Consider the following 16,847-nt stretch of genomic DNA (forward strand, 5'->3'; position numbering starts at 1 on the left):
TACATTAACCCCGCAGCATAGATACGATTTCAGAAGAAACGACATTGATTTCGTTTTCTCCGTTTACCTGACGCACAAGACCTTTATCGTCATAAAATGCAAGCAGCGGCGCTGTCTTGTTATCATACTCATCCAGACGCTTGCCTACACTTTCTTCGTTGTCATCCGGACGCTGATACAATTCTCCGCCATCAATGTCGCAGACGCCTTCTTGCTTCGGCGGGTTGAAAATCAAATGGTAGGATGTTCCGCATACTGAGCAGATCCGGCGTCCGGTAAGACGCGCCATCAGCAGTCCGCGGTCCACATTCAAGTTAACAACGTGATCCAGTGAAGTTCCAAGCCGGCTGAGGATTTCTCCCAGCGCTTCCGCTTGCGAAAGGGTTCTTGGAAAGCCATCCAATAAAAAACCTTTTTCGCAATCGGACTGCTGCAGCCGTTCTTCGACGATTCCAATAGTCACATCATCAGGTACAAGCAAACCTTCATCGATGTAAGATTTAGCCTTCAGCCCGATCGGTGTTCCCTGCTTGATTGCCAAGCGAAAAGCATCACCGGTCGAAATATGCGGAATACCAAGTTCTTTAACAACAACTGCGGCTTGTGTTCCCTTGCCTGCCCCAGGAGGGCCCATGAATAAAATGTTCACGATTCTCTTCTCCCCCCAAAAGTTCGCCACCAAGCAAGAAACAGCACAATAGGTACCGGGAAGTTTAGAACCTTAGGTACTTCTCCGGAACCTATCGCCTATTTATTGATGAAGCCTTTGTAATGGCGTTTGATCAATTGGCTCTCGATCTGCTTCATGGTATCCAGTGCAACACCGATAACGATCAGCAGTGCCGTACCACCAATCTGTACTTGCTTCGGTAACCCGGACAACGATCCAAATAATACTGGCAGTACAGAGATTAATGACAGGAACAGCGCACCGGACATGGTCAGACGCGACATTACTCTAGTCAGATATTTCTCAGTAGCCTTACCTGGACGTATACCTGGAATGTATCCGCCATTCTTTTTCATATTGTCAGCCATTTGCTGCGGGTTCATCTGAACAAACGTATAGAAGAACGTGAATCCGATGATCATGACTACATACAGCAGCATGCCGAGCGGCTTGGTATGATCCAGATTGGCCGAGACCCATTTAGCCCAAGTGTGGGTGGACCAGAAGCTCGATAAAACGACCGGGAATTGAAGCAGCGAAACGGCGAAGATAACAGGAATTACACCAGCCGCATTAATTTTAAGCGGAATGTGCGTATTCTGTCCACCGTACATTTTGTTACCGACTACGCGCTTGGCATATTGTACAGGGATTTTACGGATACCTTGTTGAACAAAGATCACCCCGACAATAATCGCTACAACCACGATCATTACAATAACGACTTTAAGAATATTCAGGAACATCTGACCCGGCTGGATGAAGCTTGATTGCGCCGTAGTGGTGATATATCCCGGAAAGGCGGCGACGATTCCCGCAAAAATCAGGATCGAAATCCCGTTTCCTATACCCTTTTCAGTGATCTGCTCACCTAACCACATCAAGAATGATGTACCTGCCGTCAATATGATCGCAATAAGCAGGTAATCCGCAAAGGTTGCATTTGGAATCATCTCAGTGCCATAAATCCGGTTAAACCCGATAGATGTGGCAAACGCTTGAATCAAACCTAGCACAACTGTGCCGTAACGCGTAATTTGCGCCAGCTGCTTTTTCCCGTGTTCCCCTTGCTTAGCCCATTCGGCAAACTTAGGAACAACATCCATCGAAAGCAATTGTACTATGATGGATGCTGTGATATACGGGTAAATGCTGATCGCAAAAATCGAGAAGTTTTTGAGCGCTCCGCCCGAGAAGGTGTTCAAAAGACCCATCAAAGCGTCTCCGCCCTGATTTGCTGATTCCAGTACTTCTTTGTTCACACCGGGAACCGGTACAAACGAACCGATGCGGTAAATGATCAGAACGAACAGGGTGAACAGGATCTTTTTGCGCAAATCTTCAACATGCCATATATTCTTAAGCGTCTTGAACATTAGATCACCTCGGTTTTACCGCCGGCAGCTTCGATTTTCTCTACCGCAGATTGAGAGAACTTATTTGCTTTGACAGTCAATTTAACAGCCAGTTCACCGTTGCCGAGAATCTTGATGCCGCTCTTAGTGTTGCTGACAACACCAGTTTCAAGCAAAAGCTCAGGAGTTACTTCTGTTCCTTCTGCAAAGCTATTCAGATCTTCCAGGTTCACAATCGCGTACTCTTTACGGGTAGGATTGACGAAACCACGTTTAGGCAGACGACGATAGAGTGGGTTTTGTCCACCCTCGAAGCCTGGACGTACACCACCGCCGGAACGGGAGTTTTGACCTTTGTGACCACGGCCCGAAGTTTTACCGTTACCGCTACTTGGTCCACGACCAACGCGGTTGCGTTCTTTCCGTGATCCAGGAGCTGGAGCAAGTTCATGTAACTTCATCGTTTGCACCTCCTTATGTTTGTTAATTTATGCGAGGCTTTTTAGCCTTCAATTTCAGTAACGGACAGCAAGTGGCTCACTTTGTTGATCATTCCGCGAATTGCAGGAGTGTCGTTGTGAACCACGGACGAGTTGGTTTTGCGCAGGCCGAGCGTCTTAACAGTAACACGTTGTGTTTCTGGACGTCCAATTACACTGCGTACGAGGGTAATTTGCAATTTAGCCATTGACGTTCCCTCCTTAACCGCGTAATTCTTCGACAGATTTGCCGCGAAGCTTCGCGACCTCTTCAATGCGCTTCAGACGGGAAAGACCCTCTAAAGTAGCATTGACCATATTCATGGAATTCGAAGAACCCAAAGATTTTGTCAAGATATCGCCAACGCCTGCCAATTCAAGCACCGCACGAACCGGTCCACCAGCGATGACGCCGGTACCTTCGGATGCTGGTTTCAGCAGAACGCGTCCTGCGCCGAAATGTCCAGTAACCAGGTGAGGAATCGAAGTTCCTACGATTGGAATGTGGATCAGGTTTTTCTTGGCGTCTTCAATGCCTTTACGGATGGCATCCGGAACTTCGCCGGCTTTACCGATACCAGCACCAACGTAGCCGTTGCCGTCGCCCACAACAACAAGTGCACTAAAGCTGAAACGGCGTCCGCCTTTTACAACTTTTGCAACACGGTTGATGTGTACAACTCTTTCTGTCAGTTCTAAACTGTTCGGATCTACACGCAAGTCGTTAACCTCCTTTTAGAAATATTCTAGAATTCAAGACCAGCTTCGCGAGCTGCGCTAGCCAGAGCCTGAATCCGTCCATGGTACAAGTATCCACCGCGGTCAAATACAACCACTGCATAACCCTTTTCTTTAGCGCGCTCAGCGATCAATTGACCCACTTTGCTTGCAGCTTCAACGCTGCCGCCATTTCCGATTGTAGCACTCAATTCCTTATCAAGTGTGGAGGCAGATACGATAGTAACGCCTGTCACATCATCGATCAGTTGAGCGTAGATGTGTTTCGAAGAACGGAACACATTCAAACGTGGACGCTCAGTTGTACCCTGGATCTTCTTACGAACACGCAGGTGTCTTTTGAGACGAGCCTTGTTTTTATCCTCTTTTGTAATCATGACTTCCCTTTCACTCCCTTCAGTTTGCCGTAAACAGCTTCACTTTAAGATGCACGGGGTATCTTACAATTAAGGTAGAGCTGGTTATTTCTTCTTACCAGCTTTACCTTCCTTGCGGATGATACGCTCGCCTTCATATTTGATACCTTTACCTTTATATGGTTCAGGTTCACGTACGGAACGGATTTTGGCAGCATAAGCGCCAACGCGTTCTTTGTCAATCCCTCTAACGATGATCTTCGTGTTCGCAGGAACATCGAACTCGATACCCGCTTCCGGTGTGATTTCAACCGGGTGGGAGTAACCAACGTTCAATACGATTTTATCTCCGGATTTGCTTGCACGATATCCGACCCCAACCAGTTCCAGAGATTTCGAGAAACCTTCAGTCACACCACTCACCATGTTGTTGACAACGGAGCGGGTTGTGCCGTGAAGTGAACGATGCAATTTGTTGTCCGACGGGCGAACAACAGTGATTTCGTTATTTTCAACTGTAATCTTCATGTCTTTATGAAGCTCACGAGTTAAAGTGCCTTTAGGACCTTTTACTGTAATAACGGTGTTGTCCAAAGTGACATCTACACCGCTAGGTACTGCGATTGGTTTGCGACCAATACGAGACATGTGTTGCACCTCCTTATCTTGTGACGTTTATTACCAAATGTAGCAGACAACTTCTCCGCCGGATTTAGATTGACGAGCTTCTTTGTCGGTCATAACTCCCTTAGATGTGGAGATAATCGCGATTCCAAGGCCACCGAGTACACGAGGCACTTCATTGCTCTTCGTGTATACGCGAAGACCTGGTTTACTGATTCTTTTCAGACCAGTGATAACGCGCTCCTGGCTTGGGCCGTACTTCAGGAAAATACGGATAATCCCTTGTTTGCTATCTTCAACGAATTCAGCATCACGGATGAAGCCCTCACGCTTCAAGATGTCCGCGATTTGTTTTTTCATAGTAGAAGCAGGCATTTCTACTGTCTCGTGACGCACAGTGTTGGCGTTACGAATACGAGTAAGCATATCTGCAATAGGATCAGACATAGTCATGTGTGTAAACCTCCTTCCCGTTTATAAACTTCTTACCAACTTGCTTTTTTCACGCCAGGAATCTGGCCTTTATAAGCTAATTCACGGAAACAAATTCTGCAAATTTTGAACTTTTGCAGTACCGAATGTGGACGACCGCAACGCTCGCAACGTGTATATGCACGTACTTTGAACTTAGGCTCGCGTTGTTGTTTAACTTTCATTGAAGTCTTTGCCACTTAGACTGACACCTCCTAAACATTTTCGGAGAAATGGATGATTCTTATTTTGTGAAAGGCATTCCCAGCTGATTCAGCAGCTCACGGGATTCCTCGTCCGTCTTAGCAGTCGTTACAATAACGATGTCCATACCGCGAACCTTATCCACTTTGTCATACTCGATTTCCGGGAAGATCAATTGTTCTTTAAGACCCAGTGTGTAGTTACCGCGGCCATCAAAGGCTTTGCTGGAAATACCACGGAAGTCACGAACGCGGGGAAGCGTTACGTTGATCAATTTATCCAGGAAGTAATACATACGCTCGCCGCGCAGTGTTACTTTAACCCCAATCGGCATATTCTCGCGCAGTTTGAAACCGGCGATGGATTTCTTTGCTTTAGTGATAACTGGCTTTTGACCAGTGATCAACTGCATGTCATTAACTGCAGCGTCAAGTACTTTGGAGTTTTGAACAGCGTCACCCACACCCATGTTGATGACGATCTTCTCGATCTTAGGCACTTGCATAACTGTTGTGTAGTTAAATTTCTGCATCAAAGATGGTGTGATTTCATTCAGATAACGTTCTTTCATTCTTGCTGCCATGAAGATTTACCTCCTTTCATTAGGACTGTATTAGTCGATAATCTCTCCGGATCTTTTTGCTACCCGAACCTTCTTACCGTTATCTAGTACTTTATAGCCGATGCGCGTAACTTTCCCGCTCTTCGGATCAATGTGCATTACGTTGGACACATGGATCGAAGCTTCCTGCTCGATGATTCCGCCTTGCGGATTCAACTGGTTAGGCTTTTGGTGTTTTTTCACCATGTTCACGCCTTCTACCAGGACGCGGTTTTCACGAGGATAAGCAGCGATGACACGGCCTTTTTTACCTTTGTCTTTCCCGCTGATCACAAGCACCACATCATCTTTTTTCACGTGCAGTTTATTGTTATGGGATTCCAGAACTTTTTTAACTCTAGGCATTGATTACACCTCCTATAACTGACCTTATCAAGTACAACCGAGCATCACTCGGTTTTTTAGATTACTTCCGGTGCCAAGGAAACGATCTTCATGTAGTCCTTGTCGCGAAGTTCGCGAGCAACTGGTCCGAAGATACGTGTTCCGCGCGGGCTTCTGTCGTCTTTGACAACAACAGCTGCATTTTCGTCAAATGCGATGTAAGATCCATCTTTACGGCGTACCGAACGTTTTGTACGAACAACCACCGCTCTAACAACATCACCCTTTTTGACAACGCCGCCTGGTGTTGCTTGTTTAACGGAACAAACGATCAGATCGCCGATTGCTGCTGTACGGCGTCCAGTACCACCCAGTACGCGGATACACATCAGTTCCTTCGCACCAGAGTTGTCAGCCACATGCAAACGTGTAAATGGTTGAATCATTATTATTTTCCTCCTTCCGGAAAGGGATGTGTTTCATGTCTTAGATGATTACCGCTTTTTCTACCACTTCAACCAGTCTCCACCGTTTGTCCTTCGACAATGGACGAGTTTCCATGACTTTCACGACATCACCAATTTTAGCTACATTCTCTTCATCATGTGCCTTGAATTTCTTCGTGGACTTGATGCGTTTGTGATACAGATTGTGCTTTTTATAGGTTTCAACAGCAATTACGATGGTTTTATCCATTTTGTCGCTGACTACTTTACCGATCAGCACTTTACGTGCATTACGCTCTTCGCTCATAATTAGCCTCCTTCCTGATTACGGATTATGCATCCGCCGTCACTTAACTAATCCCAAGTACTCTTTGATGGATAACGGTTTTAGCACGAGCTATTTCCTTACGCACATCACGAATCCGAGTCGGGTTGTCCAGTTGGCCTGTTGCCAATTGGAAACGGAGATTGAAAAGTTCTTCCTTGAATCCGGCGATTTTCTGTTCAATCTCAGCAGTGGTTAAGTTGCGAAGTTCATTAGCTTTCATTTGCTTCACCACCCAATTCTTCACGTTTCACAAACTTAGTCTTTACAGGCAGCTTGTGAGCGGCAAGACGCATCGCTTCGCGAGCGATTTCTTCCGACACGCCTCCGAGTTCGAACATAATCTTACCCGGTTTAACTACAGCTACCCACTTCTCAACGTTACCTTTACCACTACCCATACGAACCTCGAGAGGCTTCTGAGTGATTGGCTTATCCGGGAAAATCTTGATCCAAACCTGACCGCCACGTTTGATGTAACGTGTCATTGCGATACGAGCAGCTTCGATCTGACGGTTAGTGATCCAAGATGGCTCCAGAGCCTGCAAACCGAATTCGCCGAAGTTGAGTTCGGTTCCGCCTTTTGCCATACCCTTCATGTGACCGCGTTGTTGCTTGCGGTGTTTAACGCGCTTTGGTACCAACATGATTAGTTGCCTCCTTCCTGAGCAGCTTGTTTCTTAGCTGGGGGAAGAACTTCTCCACGATAAATCCATACCTTTACGCCGATAAGGCCGTAAGTTGTATGTGCTTCAGCTGTTCCGTAATCGATGTCAGCACGAAGCGTATGAAGTGGAACTGTTCCTTCGCTATAGCCTTCTGAACGGGCAATCTCAGCGCCGCCAAGACGTCCGCCAACCTGAGTTTTAATTCCCTTTGCGCCGGAACGCATTGTTCTTTGAATCGCTTGTTTCAGAGCACGACGGAACGATACGCGACGTTCCAGCTGTTGTGCAATGCTTTCAGCAACAAGAATAGCATCCAGTTCGGGGTGTTTGATTTCATTGATGTTGATGTGTACTTTCTTACCGCCGGCGATAGCTGTAACTGCGCTGCGAAGTACTTCTACTTCTGCTCCGCCTTTACCAATTACCATACCTGGCTTGGCAGTGTGAATTGTAACGTTCACTCGGTTTGCCGCTCTTTCGATCTCGATGCGGGAAACAGAGGAATCTTTCAGCTTGCCTTTAAGGTATTCCCGGATTTTAACGTCTTCCATTAAAAGAGTACCGAAATCTTTGCCTGCATACCATTTTGATTCCCAGTCGCGAATAATACCGACTCGGAGTCCGACTGGATTTACCTTTTGACCCACGTGTTATCCCTCCTTATTTCTCAGATACCACCAAAGTAATGTGGCTGGTACGTTTATTGATCCGGCTTGCGCGGCCCATGGCGCGCGGACGGAAACGTTTCATTGTAGGACCCTGGTTAACGAAAACTTCGCTTACGAATAAGCTGTTAACGTCCATAGAGTAGTTATGCTCAGCATTCGCTATCGCCGAGTTCAGTAGCTTCTCAACAACCGGAGAAGCGGACTTCGGAGTGTGGCGAAGAATTGCAATTGCTTCCCCCACTTGCTTGCCGCGAATCAAGTCAACAACCAGTTTCGCTTTACGAGCGGAAATCCGCACCGATCTTGCATGTGCTTTTGCTTCCATTGTTTTCCCTCCTCTCAAACGAAGACGTTAATTATCTTCTGGTTTTCTTATCGTCACCCGCGTGGCCTTTGTAAGTACGTGTTGGCGCGAACTCGCCCAACTTGTGACCTACCATATCTTCCGTTACGTATACAGGCACGTGTTTGCGGCCGTCATATACACCAAACGTATGTCCGATAAACTGAGGGAAAATGGTTGAGCGACGGGACCAGGTTTTTACTACGACTTTCTTGTCTGTCTCGTTCAAATCCTCAACTTTTTTCAGCAGGTAGCCATCGATGAACGGCCCCTTCTTTAAACTGCGACCCATGTGTGAATCCTCCCTTCATCCGGTTCTTCAAAACCGCGAATCGACGCTTCGCGCTTAACTAACTTGCCTGAAGCGTCTTATTTTGTGCGGCGACGAACGATGTATTTATCAGATGCTTTGTTTTTCTTACGCGTTTTGTAGCCGAGGGTTGGTTTGCCCCAAGGTGACATTGGCGATTTCCGTCCGATTGGAGCGCGGCCTTCACCACCACCGTGTGGGTGATCGTTAGGGTTCATGACAACACCGCGTACTTCAGGACGACGTCCGAGCCAGCGGCTGCGTCCGGCTTTACCAATCTTGATCAGTTCGTGATCTCCGTTACCTACGGCTCCGATAGTCGCACGGCAAACGCTGAGGATTCTGCGAACCTCACCCGAGTTCAAACGAACAGATACGTATTTATCTTCTTTACCCAGCAACTGAGCTTCAGTACCGGCAGCACGAACCAATTGTCCGCCTTTACCTGGTTTCAACTCGATATTGTGGATAACTGTACCTACAGGGATATTGATCAGCGGAAGGCTGTTACCAATTTTGATATCCGCAGCAGGGCCGGACTCAACTTTATCCCCAACTTTAAGGCCTTTAGGAGCGATGATATAACGTTTCTCTCCATCAGCATAGTGGATCAAAGCAATATTGGAAGTACGGTTCGGGTCATACTCGATTGTAGCAACGCTACCTGGTATGCCGTCTTTAGTCCGTTTAAAGTCAATGATACGGTATTTACGTTTGTGTCCGCCGCCATGGTGACGAACCGTAATTTTACCCTGGTTGTTACGTCCGGCATGCTTGAACAGCGGGGACAGCAACGATTTCTCTGGCTGGTTTGTTGTGATTTCTTCAAACGTAGACACAGACATGTTACGTCTTGCCGGAGAGGTCGGTTTGTACTTTTTGATTGGCACTATAGTTTCCTCCTTACTTTAAGAGTATTATTCTACCGCTTCAAAGAATTCAAGCGGCTTGCTGTCTGGGCTAAGCTTCACGATGGCTTTTTTCCACTCCGGAGTATAACCGGAATATTTGCCATAACGTTTCAGTTTACCAGGCACGCGCATTGTGTTCACACTAACGACTTTAACTTTAAAAATAGCCTCGACAGCTTTTTTGATTTCGGTCTTGTTAGCACGGATATCCACTTCAAAAGCGTACTTCAGTTCGCTCATGTATTCGGATGTGCGTTCCGTAATCACTGGACGCTTAATTATATCACGAGGATCTTTCATTACGCGAACACCTCCTCTACCTTCAGAACTGCTTCTTTAGTGATGATCAGTTTGTCGTACGTCAGTACGTCAAGAACATTGATGCCGTCAGCCGCTACGAATTTCACCCCAGGGATGTTACGAGCGGAAAGTGCTACATTGTCATCATAGCCAGGAGCTACGATCAGGGCTTTGCCGCCCACTTTAAGGTTGTTCAGAATCGCCGCGAATTCTTTCGTCTTCGGAGCATTCAGAGTCAAGCTATCCAATACGATAATGTCATTCTCAAGTACTTTCGAGGACAACGCGGATTTGATGGCCAACCGGCGAACCTTCTTAGGCAATTTCCAGGAATAGCTGCGTGGTGTTGGTCCGAAGACTACGCCGCCGCCTTTCCATTGTGGAGAACGAATGGAGCCTTGACGAGCACGACCTGTACCTTTTTGTTTCCAAGGTTTACGTCCGCCGCCACGCACTTCAGAGCGTCCTTTTACTTTGTGTGTACCGCGACGAAGGGAAGCTCTTTGCATAAGTGCAGCTTCATGCAGCACATGTACATTCGGTTCGATACCGAAAACTGAATCACTCAGTTCAACTTCGCCAACTTCGTTACCACTAGTATTGAAAAGTGTTACTTTTGGCATTTCATGTTCCTCCTTTCTTCAGTAATTATTTCTTAACGGTTTGTTTAACTTTCACGAAGCTGTTTTTCGGGCCCGGAATAGCGCCTTTAACCAGCAGTACATTACGTTCTACGTCAACTCGGATGATTTCAAGCTTTTGTACCGTTATGGTAGTGTGACCCATATGTCCTGGGAGGCGTTTGCCCTTAGGAACACGGTTAGCCTGGATGGAACCCATCGAGCCCGGTCTTCTGTGGTAACGCGATCCGTGTGCCATTGGTCCGCGGCTTTGTCCCCAGCGTTTGATGTTACCCTGGAAGCCTTTACCCTTCGAAGTACCTGTTACGTCAACAAACTCGCCTTCAGCGAAAATGTCAGCCTTAAGCTCTTGTCCAACCTCGAGTGACCCGAGGTCAACACCGCGAATTTCGCGAACGTAGCGCTTAGGTGTTGCATTTGCCTTTTTGGCGTGACCCTGTTCAGGCTTGTTGGAGCGACTTTCCTTTTTATCGGAAAAGCCCAACTGCACTGCTTCATATCCGTCGATATTCAGGTCTTTCTTTTGCAGTACCACACAAGGTCCAGCTTCGATAACAGAAACCGCGATTACGTTACCTTCTGGAGTAAACACTTGAGTCATACCGAGTTTTTTTCCTAAGATACCTTTCAATGTTGACACCTCTTTTCTTTTCCTGGTTACTTAATGAATTACAATTTGATTTCGATATCTACACCGGACGGTAGATCCAAGCGCATCAAGGCATCCACAGTTTGTGGTGTCGGGTTCACAATATCGATCAAACGTTTGTGAGTCCGCTGTTCAAACTGTTCACGGGAATCCTTGTACTTGTGTACCGCACGGAGAATGGTAATGATTTGCTTCTCAGTTGGCAGCGGAATCGGCCCGGATACACCAGCACCCGAACGTTTTGCTGTTTCAACGATTTTCTCTGCGGATTGATCAAGAATTCTGTGGTCGTATGCTTTCAAGCGAATACGAATTTTTTGCTTTGCCATTTTAGTCCCTCCTTCTATCGCCCAATTTATTATCGGACATACTCCGTGAAAATTTTCTGACGTCGACCTCATGGCAAAGGGGCCGGGTGTGTCAGTAACCTCTCACATCATCGCAACGTCTCAGAACAACATTTATTATTATATCTAATAGGCGGCTATATTGCAAGAGCCATTGCAAAACAAATCACCTTTTCCAGAAAAAAAGTTTTAAAAAAACGTTTTTATCTGAAAATTGTTAATTACTGATTTCTGCGAGTTGAATTAGAGCCTCCATCTCCAGAATATTCACGGTTCTTTTATGCATAGTGATGATCTTCAGCGCTTCCAGCTTGTTGAGCTTACGGCTTAGGGTCTCGGCAGTAGTGCCGAGCATCGCCGCCACTTCTTTTTGTGCCGACGGGAGATCCACGGAATGTCTCAAGGCTTGCATGGTCAGAGCTGGATCTGGTAGATTCTTTGTGTACAAGTAGACCAGAAGTCGGGCTAACCGTTTTTCCACTTCAAACATATGAAGTGCCCCTGCCGCTTCTTCCGCCAAATGCAATTGCTCACTAACAGACATTAGAAAACTGAACGCCAGGCTCGCATTTTGCTCCAAGAGGGGAATGAAATCCTTCCGGTGCATCCGGCAGACCACTCCGCTCTCAATAATCTCCGCCGTTACATCATTATTTTTATTATGAAGAAGGGCAAACTGTCCGAAATAATCCCCTGGAAAAAGAAAGCGGACAATATGCTGCTTACCTTCTTTACTGTTCTTCGTCAGTTTGATAAGACCGCTCTTCACCACATATAAGGCTTCAGACGGCTCTCCTTCTCTGCAGACCTGGCTGCCCTTTTTATATGAATGGGATTCTGTGATTGATTCTATGATAACCAATTCTTCATCGGATAAGCTCCTGAATACCGGAACCTGGCGCACACAGGCATGAGAGCTGCACGTATTACAATCCATACATCCTTCCTCCTCTACTGTCGCTTATCCCACCATATCAATGATCTAAGCGCTGCCAGGTGACTGGACGCACAGATTTTCATAAAACTTGACCTATATCAAGGATTAAGGTGCCTGCTATCTATACAATAGGTACATAGAGAGAAAAGGAGTTGATGGGCTTGCTGCAATACACTTTTGAGGATATGCGCCAGATGAATAGAACAACTCTGGGTAATATGGTCCCCCTTGAACTATTCCGGACCATCCGTCTAATTGGAATGAACCAGGGATTGCCGTTAGGCGGAAAGGGTACGACTGTTACCATAGGCAGAAAGATTGGTGAGAGCCTGCCTGTCCATTCCGTGGAAGAGCTGCTGCAGATCTTTGAAGAGCTCAAAATCGGAATTCCCCGGATTGTTCATTCTGATGAGCGCAGGATTAATATTGTTGTTGACGATTGCTTCTGCAAAGGATTACCTTCGCTTGAAGATGAAAGAATGGTCTGTGATCTAGAAGGAGCTATCATTGAAGGTGCTCTATGCAGAATTCTCGGCCGTAAGGTTTCAGTGAAGGAGATCAAATGTAATGTCACCGGTCATGAACACTGCGAGTATGAAGTTAAGCTTTAAACAATACATTTTAATGAAAGCAGGGATTTATAATGGAAAAGAAAACATTAGCTGAGGCAGTACAGTATCAAGAGGAGCGCTTTACCAAAAAAATCATTTTCCAAAAAGGGGATAGTGTTGTATTCGTGCTAAACTTCATGCCTGGGCAAAAGCTGCCCATTCACAAGCACCCCGGAGCAGATGTCTATATCCTCGCCTTACACGGTGATGGTGCCATTCATGTTAATGAGGAAGAGTTCCCCTTCATCCAAGGAGAGACCATCTACATTGCCGGTGACGAGTCATTCGCTTATACGAATAATACTTCATCCCCGTCCAGCCTGCATGTCGTTCTATCCAAGCTGCCAAATGCGGAATACGCGAAGGAAATCTAATTCATCGGCCATGCTATAAAAATAAAACAGGCCCCCTTCAAATGAAGGGGGCCTGACTTATATTCAGTCTATCCTAACGGATAGAGCCTGAATTATTTCTGGATGGAAGCTACGGAACCGGCACCAACTGTACGTCCGCCTTCGCGAATGGAGAATTTAGTACCTTCTTCAATAGCGATTGGGGAGATCAGGGAAACAGTTACAGTGATGTTGTCACCAGGCATAACCATTTCAGTACCTTCTGGCAGGTTGATGATACCAGTTACGTCAGTTGTACGGAAGTAGAACTGTGGACGGTAACCAGTGAAGAATGGTTTGTGACGTCCGCCTTCTTCTTTAGTCAGAACGTAGATCTGAGCAGTGAACTCAGTGTGTGGCTTAACGGAGTTCGGCTTAGCCAATACTTGGCCGCGCTCGATCATGTTACGGTCAACACCACGCAACAATGCGCCGATGTTGTCGCCAGCTTGAGCAGAATCAAGCAATTTACGGAACATTTCCACGCCAGTAACTACAGACTTCTTAGTTTCTTCGTGAATACCAACGATTTCGATTTCTTCTCCGACTTTAACTGTTCCGCGTTCTACGCGACCAGTTGCCACAGTACCGCGGCCAGTGATGGAGAATACATCTTCTACAGGCATCAAGAAAGGCTTGTCAGTCTGACGTTCAGGAAGTGGGATATATGTGTCGATCGTTTCGAACATTTCAACGATCTTCTGTGCATACTCGCCATCAGGGTTCTGCAGAGCTTCACGAGCAGATCCACGGACGATTGGAGTATCATCGCCTGGGAAGTCGTATTCGCTAAGCAGATCGCGAACTTCCATTTCAACCAATTCAAGCAACTCTTCGTCCTCAACCATGTCGCATTTGTTCAGGAATACAACGATGTAAGGAACGCCTACTTGACGGGACAGCAGGATGTGTTCACGAGTCTGTGGCATAGGGCCATCAGCTGCGGATACAACCAGGATTGCTCCGTCCATTTGCGCTGCGCCAGTGATCATGTTTTTAACATAGTCGGCGTGTCCAGGGCAGTCTACGTGAGCGTAGTGACGGTTAGGAGTTTCATATTCAACGTGAGCCGTGGAGATAGTGATACCGCGTTCGCGTTCTTCAGGAGCCTTATCAATTTGGTCGAATGCTACAGCAGCACCACCGTATTTTTTGGACAATACAGTTGTGATTGCAGCAGTAAGAGTTGTTTTACCATGGTCGACGTGACCAATAGTACCAATGTTAACGTGCGGTTTGTTACGTTCAAACTTTGCCTTTGCCATTTGAACAGTTCCTCCTTATTGTGGGGTCCATATATTTGAGCCGTCCGCCTATTTTCAATTCTAAGATGACTTAAGTGGTATACTCGGACGGCAAGTTAAAAACTCTAAATTATTCTCCGCCTTTATTCTTGGCTGCGATTTCTTCTGCAATACTTCTTGGAACTTCTTCATAGTGAGAAAGCTCCATTGAGAATACGCCGCGTCCTTGAGTACCGGAACGAAGTGTTGTAGAGTAACCGAACATTTCGGAGAGAGGCACCTTAGACCGGATAATCTGAGCTCCACCACGGGAGTCCATACCTTCGATCTTACCGCGACGGGAACTAAGCATCCCCATAACATCGCCCATATACTCCTCAGGAACAGTTACTTCCACTTTCATGATTGGCTCAAGCAGGACAGGTTTACACTTGTCTTTTGCAGCCTTAAGTGCCAATGATCCGGCAACTTTAAACGCCATTTCATTGGAGTCAACATCATGATAAGAACCATCTACGATAGTGGCTTTAACATCAACAAGCGGGAAGCCTGCGATAACACCATTTTTCATAGCTTCTTCAATACCCGCAAGTGCAGGAGCGACATATTCTCTAGGTACAGAACCGCCGACTACTTTACTTTCGAATTGGTTGCCAGTACCAGCCTCGAGAGGTTCGAATTCAACCCATACATGACCGTATTGACCACGTCCGCCGGATTGACGAACGAATTTACCTTCGACGCGAGCAGGCGCATTGAATGTTTCACGATAAGCAACCTGTGGTTTACCAACGTTAGTTTCAACGTGGAATTCACGGCGCATACGATCAATGATAATATCCAAGTGAAGTTCGCCCATACCTGCCAGGATAGTTTGGCCAGTTTCTTCATCAGTATGAGCACGAAGAGTTGGATCTTCTTCGGTCAGCTTACCGAGAGCAACGCCCAATTTATCTTGGTCGGCTTTGGTTTTTGGTTCAACAGCAATTTCGATAACCGGATCAGGGAAGTTCATGGATTCCAAGATAATTGGATTCTTCTCATCACACAGAGTATCGCCCGTGCTAGTATCTTTCAATCCTACTGCAGCAGCAATGTCACCAGAGTACACGATGGAAATCTCTTGGCGGCTGTTCGCATGCATTTGTAGAATACGGCCGATACGCTCACGTTTGTTCTTAGTAGCATTGACTACGTATGATCCGGACTCCAGAACACCAGAGTAAACACGGAAGAACGTAAGCTTGCCCACATAAGGGTCTGTCATGATTTTAAATGCCAAAGCTGAGAAAGGCTCTTCATCCGAAGAATGGCGAACCCCTTCAGTTCCATCATCATGATGACCAACAATAGCTGGTACATCAAGAGGCGATGGCAAGTAATCTACAACAGCGTCCAACATAAGTTGAACCCCTTTGTTACGATAAGAGGACCCAACAATTACAGGGAAAATCTTAACTTCACATACGCCTTTGCGCAATGCAGCTTTGATTTCTGGGATTGTTAGTTCTTCGCCTTCAAGGTACTTCATAGTAAGTTCTTCGTCAAGTTCAGCAACTTTCTCGATCAACTCAAGACGAAGTTCCTCAACCTTCGGAAGGTACTCAGCCGGAATATCCGTAACTTCAATGTTTTGACCCAGATCATCCTTAAACATGTGAGCTTTTTGCTCGATCAGGTCAATAATACCAATGAAGTCATTCTCTGCGCCGATCGGCAATTGAATAGCAACTGCATTCGCCATCAAACGATCACGCATAGAATCAATTACATTAAGGAAATCAGCACCGATAATATCCATTTTGTTAACATAGGCGATCCGCGGAACACTATAACGGTCAGCTTGTCTCCAAACAGTTTCGGACTGAGGTTCAACACCCTCTTTGGCGCTAAACACGCCTACTGCCCCATCCAATACACGCAAGGAACGTTCAACTTCAACGGTGAAGTCAACGTGTCCTGGGGTATCAATGATATTAACGCGGTTACCCTTCCAAGCAGCGGTGGTAGCAGCGGAAGTAATCGTAATTCCGCGCTCCTGTTCTTGCTCCATCCAGTCCATTGTAGCAGCACCTTCGTGAACTTCACCGATTTTGTGCGTACGGCCTGAGTAGAAAAGAATCCGCTCTGTGGTAGTAGTCTTACCAGCATCAATATGTGCCATGATCCCGATATTACGTGTATTTTTTAAGGAGAACTCTCTTGCCATGAA

28 protein-coding genes are annotated in these 16,847 nt (G+C 46.4%); 2 read left to right on the top strand and 26 right to left on the bottom strand.

Translation table 11 applies throughout. The features are described from left to right. Window positions 1–4: 4 nt before the first annotated feature. The 24 genes from MKZ07_RS19660 to MKZ07_RS19775 all read right to left on the bottom strand — a co-directional run bounded on the left by MKZ07_RS19660 (window position 5) and on the right by MKZ07_RS19775 (window position 12,388). The gene (locus MKZ07_RS19660; RefSeq protein WP_036692413.1) at window positions 5–649 is read right to left on the bottom strand and encodes an adenylate kinase; all 645 of its coding nucleotides are present in this window, start codon (window positions 647–649) and stop codon (window positions 5–7) included. Between the two features lie 98 nt (window positions 650–747). After that, window positions 748–2,046 (bottom strand): preprotein translocase subunit SecY, encoded by a 1,299-nt coding sequence (gene secY, locus MKZ07_RS19665; RefSeq protein WP_036692411.1) that lies wholly within the window; start codon window positions 2,044–2,046, stop codon window positions 748–750. Then, window positions 2,046–2,486, bottom strand: a complete 441-nt coding sequence (rplO, locus tag MKZ07_RS19670; protein ID WP_036692409.1) for a 50S ribosomal protein L15 — start codon at window positions 2,484–2,486, stop codon at window positions 2,046–2,048. The genes secY and rplO overlap by 1 nt, the downstream gene beginning before the upstream one ends. 41 nt (window positions 2,487–2,527) lie before the next feature. Continuing rightward, window positions 2,528–2,713 (bottom strand): 50S ribosomal protein L30, encoded by a 186-nt coding sequence (rpmD, locus tag MKZ07_RS19675; protein WP_019908243.1) that lies wholly within the window; start codon window positions 2,711–2,713, stop codon window positions 2,528–2,530. 13 nt (window positions 2,714–2,726) lie between these two features. Further along, complete coding sequence (rpsE, locus tag MKZ07_RS19680) at window positions 2,727–3,224, bottom strand: 30S ribosomal protein S5 (RefSeq protein ID WP_036652980.1); 498 nt, start codon at window positions 3,222–3,224, stop codon at window positions 2,727–2,729. A gap of 26 nt (window positions 3,225–3,250) precedes the next feature. After that, window positions 3,251–3,619, bottom strand: coding sequence for a 50S ribosomal protein L18 (gene rplR, locus MKZ07_RS19685; protein WP_036692407.1), 369 nt, complete (start codon window positions 3,617–3,619; stop codon window positions 3,251–3,253). Between the two features lie 84 nt (window positions 3,620–3,703). Beyond that, the gene (rplF, locus tag MKZ07_RS19690; RefSeq protein WP_036692405.1) at window positions 3,704–4,246 is read right to left on the bottom strand and encodes a 50S ribosomal protein L6; all 543 of its coding nucleotides are present in this window, start codon (window positions 4,244–4,246) and stop codon (window positions 3,704–3,706) included. A 30-nt stretch (window positions 4,247–4,276) separates the two neighbouring features. After that, window positions 4,277–4,675, bottom strand: coding sequence for a 30S ribosomal protein S8 (gene rpsH / locus MKZ07_RS19695; protein ID WP_036692403.1), 399 nt, complete (start codon window positions 4,673–4,675; stop codon window positions 4,277–4,279). 32 nt (window positions 4,676–4,707) lie between these two features. Then, window positions 4,708–4,893 (bottom strand): type Z 30S ribosomal protein S14, encoded by a 186-nt coding sequence (locus MKZ07_RS19700; protein ID WP_036589425.1) that lies wholly within the window; start codon window positions 4,891–4,893, stop codon window positions 4,708–4,710. A 44-nt stretch (window positions 4,894–4,937) separates the two neighbouring features. Continuing rightward, entirely contained in the window at window positions 4,938–5,480 is a 543-nt protein-coding gene (gene rplE / locus MKZ07_RS19705) for a 50S ribosomal protein L5 (RefSeq protein ID WP_036692402.1), read from the bottom strand. Between the two features lie 30 nt (window positions 5,481–5,510). After that, complete coding sequence (gene rplX, locus MKZ07_RS19710) at window positions 5,511–5,864, bottom strand: 50S ribosomal protein L24 (protein WP_019908235.1); 354 nt, start codon at window positions 5,862–5,864, stop codon at window positions 5,511–5,513. A 56-nt stretch (window positions 5,865–5,920) separates the two neighbouring features. After that, window positions 5,921–6,289, bottom strand: a complete 369-nt coding sequence (gene rplN / locus MKZ07_RS19715; protein ID WP_036680556.1) for a 50S ribosomal protein L14 — start codon at window positions 6,287–6,289, stop codon at window positions 5,921–5,923. Window positions 6,290–6,329: 40 nt separating this feature from the next. Beyond that, on the bottom strand, window positions 6,330–6,596 hold the full coding sequence (gene rpsQ, locus MKZ07_RS19720) for a 30S ribosomal protein S17 (protein WP_036692400.1): 267 nt from the start codon (window positions 6,594–6,596) through the stop codon (window positions 6,330–6,332). 43 nt (window positions 6,597–6,639) lie between these two features. Beyond that, window positions 6,640–6,837 (bottom strand): 50S ribosomal protein L29, encoded by a 198-nt coding sequence (gene rpmC / locus MKZ07_RS19725; protein WP_019908232.1) that lies wholly within the window; start codon window positions 6,835–6,837, stop codon window positions 6,640–6,642. After that, window positions 6,827–7,261, bottom strand: coding sequence for a 50S ribosomal protein L16 (gene rplP, locus MKZ07_RS19730; RefSeq protein WP_020427064.1), 435 nt, complete (start codon window positions 7,259–7,261; stop codon window positions 6,827–6,829). Before rplP ends, rpmC begins: the two co-directional genes overlap by 11 nt. Window positions 7,262–7,263: 2 nt before the next feature. Further along, window positions 7,264–7,929: a 30S ribosomal protein S3 gene (gene rpsC, locus MKZ07_RS19735; protein WP_036692398.1), complete on the bottom strand. Its 666-nt coding sequence runs from the start codon at window positions 7,927–7,929 to the stop codon at window positions 7,264–7,266. Window positions 7,930–7,942: 13 nt separating this feature from the next. Further along, a complete protein-coding gene (gene rplV / locus MKZ07_RS19740) occupies window positions 7,943–8,275 on the bottom strand; it encodes a 50S ribosomal protein L22 (RefSeq protein ID WP_019908228.1) in 333 nt (110 codons plus the stop codon). A 31-nt stretch (window positions 8,276–8,306) separates the two neighbouring features. Then, entirely contained in the window at window positions 8,307–8,585 is a 279-nt protein-coding gene (rpsS, locus tag MKZ07_RS19745) for a 30S ribosomal protein S19 (protein WP_036692395.1), read from the bottom strand. A gap of 77 nt (window positions 8,586–8,662) precedes the next feature. Next, window positions 8,663–9,493: a 50S ribosomal protein L2 gene (gene rplB / locus MKZ07_RS19750; RefSeq protein WP_036692392.1), complete on the bottom strand. Its 831-nt coding sequence runs from the start codon at window positions 9,491–9,493 to the stop codon at window positions 8,663–8,665. Between the two features lie 27 nt (window positions 9,494–9,520). After that, a complete protein-coding gene (rplW, locus tag MKZ07_RS19755; protein WP_019908225.1) occupies window positions 9,521–9,814 on the bottom strand; it encodes a 50S ribosomal protein L23 in 294 nt (97 codons plus the stop codon). After that, complete coding sequence (gene rplD, locus MKZ07_RS19760) at window positions 9,814–10,437, bottom strand: 50S ribosomal protein L4 (protein WP_036692389.1); 624 nt, start codon at window positions 10,435–10,437, stop codon at window positions 9,814–9,816. Before rplD ends, rplW begins: the two co-directional genes overlap by 1 nt. Before the next feature lie 25 nt (window positions 10,438–10,462). Further along, the gene (rplC, locus tag MKZ07_RS19765; RefSeq protein WP_036692386.1) at window positions 10,463–11,086 is read right to left on the bottom strand and encodes a 50S ribosomal protein L3; all 624 of its coding nucleotides are present in this window, start codon (window positions 11,084–11,086) and stop codon (window positions 10,463–10,465) included. Window positions 11,087–11,124: 38 nt separating this feature from the next. Beyond that, entirely contained in the window at window positions 11,125–11,433 is a 309-nt protein-coding gene (gene rpsJ / locus MKZ07_RS19770; RefSeq protein ID WP_017692074.1) for a 30S ribosomal protein S10, read from the bottom strand. 235 nt (window positions 11,434–11,668) lie between these two features. After that, the gene (locus MKZ07_RS19775) at window positions 11,669–12,388 is read right to left on the bottom strand and encodes a Crp/Fnr family transcriptional regulator (protein ID WP_036692383.1); all 720 of its coding nucleotides are present in this window, start codon (window positions 12,386–12,388) and stop codon (window positions 11,669–11,671) included. Between the two features lie 155 nt (window positions 12,389–12,543). Here MKZ07_RS19775 and MKZ07_RS19780 point away from each other — a divergent pair, with 155 nt between their 5' ends. Together MKZ07_RS19780 and MKZ07_RS19785 are read left to right on the top strand one after the other, a co-directional pair. Continuing rightward, window positions 12,544–12,999: a V4R domain-containing protein gene (locus MKZ07_RS19780; protein WP_036692381.1), complete on the top strand. Its 456-nt coding sequence runs from the start codon at window positions 12,544–12,546 to the stop codon at window positions 12,997–12,999. A 32-nt stretch (window positions 13,000–13,031) separates the two neighbouring features. After that, the gene (locus tag MKZ07_RS19785; RefSeq protein WP_341027219.1) at window positions 13,032–13,373 is read left to right on the top strand and encodes a cupin domain-containing protein; all 342 of its coding nucleotides are present in this window, start codon (window positions 13,032–13,034) and stop codon (window positions 13,371–13,373) included. Window positions 13,374–13,465: 92 nt separating this feature from the next. On the opposite strand, the gene tuf is transcribed toward MKZ07_RS19785, so the two are convergent. Both tuf and fusA read right to left on the bottom strand, forming a co-directional pair. Next, a complete protein-coding gene (gene tuf, locus MKZ07_RS19790) occupies window positions 13,466–14,656 on the bottom strand; it encodes an elongation factor Tu (protein WP_036692377.1) in 1,191 nt (396 codons plus the stop codon). A gap of 109 nt (window positions 14,657–14,765) precedes the next feature. Next, on the bottom strand, window positions 14,766–16,844 hold the full coding sequence (gene fusA, locus MKZ07_RS19795) for an elongation factor G (protein WP_036692374.1): 2,079 nt from the start codon (window positions 16,842–16,844) through the stop codon (window positions 14,766–14,768). Window positions 16,845–16,847 lie beyond the last annotated feature (3 nt).

The organism is Paenibacillus sp. FSL P4-0338 (assembly GCF_038002365.1).
Taxonomy (GTDB): domain Bacteria; phylum Bacillota; class Bacilli; order Paenibacillales; family Paenibacillaceae; genus Paenibacillus_AQ.

Excerpts from the sequence above, each read along its gene's own strand:
- rplD (WP_036692389.1), bottom strand. The coding sequence starts at position 10,437 with ATGCCAAAAGTAACACTTTTCAATACTAGTGGTAACGAAGTTGGCGAA.
- rplP (WP_020427064.1), bottom strand. The coding sequence starts at position 7,261 with ATGTTGGTACCAAAGCGCGTTAAACACCGCAAGCAACAACGCGGTCAC.
- rplE (WP_036692402.1), bottom strand. The coding sequence starts at position 5,480 with ATGGCAGCAAGAATGAAAGAACGTTATCTGAATGAAATCACACCATCT.
- secY (WP_036692411.1), bottom strand. The coding sequence starts at position 2,046 with ATGTTCAAGACGCTTAAGAATATATGGCATGTTGAAGATTTGCGCAAA.
- fusA (WP_036692374.1), bottom strand. The coding sequence starts at position 16,844 with ATGGCAAGAGAGTTCTCCTTAAAAAATACACGTAATATCGGGATCATG.
- rpmC (WP_019908232.1), bottom strand. The coding sequence starts at position 6,837 with ATGAAAGCTAATGAACTTCGCAACTTAACCACTGCTGAGATTGAACAG.
- MKZ07_RS19780 (WP_036692381.1), top strand. The coding sequence starts at position 12,544 with ATGGGCTTGCTGCAATACACTTTTGAGGATATGCGCCAGATGAATAGA.
- rplN (WP_036680556.1), bottom strand. The coding sequence starts at position 6,289 with ATGATTCAACCATTTACACGTTTGCATGTGGCTGACAACTCTGGTGCG.
- rpsJ (WP_017692074.1), bottom strand. The coding sequence starts at position 11,433 with ATGGCAAAGCAAAAAATTCGTATTCGCTTGAAAGCATACGACCACAGA.
- rplF (WP_036692405.1), bottom strand. The coding sequence starts at position 4,246 with ATGTCTCGTATTGGTCGCAAACCAATCGCAGTACCTAGCGGTGTAGAT.
- rplO (WP_036692409.1), bottom strand. The coding sequence starts at position 2,486 with ATGAAGTTACATGAACTTGCTCCAGCTCCTGGATCACGGAAAGAACGC.
- rplR (WP_036692407.1), bottom strand. The coding sequence starts at position 3,619 with ATGATTACAAAAGAGGATAAAAACAAGGCTCGTCTCAAAAGACACCTG.
- rpmD (WP_019908243.1), bottom strand. The coding sequence starts at position 2,713 with ATGGCTAAATTGCAAATTACCCTCGTACGCAGTGTAATTGGACGTCCA.
- rplX (WP_019908235.1), bottom strand. The coding sequence starts at position 5,864 with ATGCCTAGAGTTAAAAAAGTTCTGGAATCCCATAACAATAAACTGCAC.
- rpsH (WP_036692403.1), bottom strand. The coding sequence starts at position 4,675 with ATGACTATGTCTGATCCTATTGCAGATATGCTTACTCGTATTCGTAAC.
- MKZ07_RS19775 (WP_036692383.1), bottom strand. The coding sequence starts at position 12,388 with ATGGATTGTAATACGTGCAGCTCTCATGCCTGTGTGCGCCAGGTTCCG.
- tuf (WP_036692377.1), bottom strand. The coding sequence starts at position 14,656 with ATGGCAAAGGCAAAGTTTGAACGTAACAAACCGCACGTTAACATTGGT.
- MKZ07_RS19785 (WP_341027219.1), top strand. The coding sequence starts at position 13,032 with ATGGAAAAGAAAACATTAGCTGAGGCAGTACAGTATCAAGAGGAGCGC.
- rplW (WP_019908225.1), bottom strand. The coding sequence starts at position 9,814 with ATGAAAGATCCTCGTGATATAATTAAGCGTCCAGTGATTACGGAACGC.
- rplV (WP_019908228.1), bottom strand. The coding sequence starts at position 8,275 with ATGGAAGCAAAAGCACATGCAAGATCGGTGCGGATTTCCGCTCGTAAA.
- rpsS (WP_036692395.1), bottom strand. The coding sequence starts at position 8,585 with ATGGGTCGCAGTTTAAAGAAGGGGCCGTTCATCGATGGCTACCTGCTG.
- rpsQ (WP_036692400.1), bottom strand. The coding sequence starts at position 6,596 with ATGAGCGAAGAGCGTAATGCACGTAAAGTGCTGATCGGTAAAGTAGTC.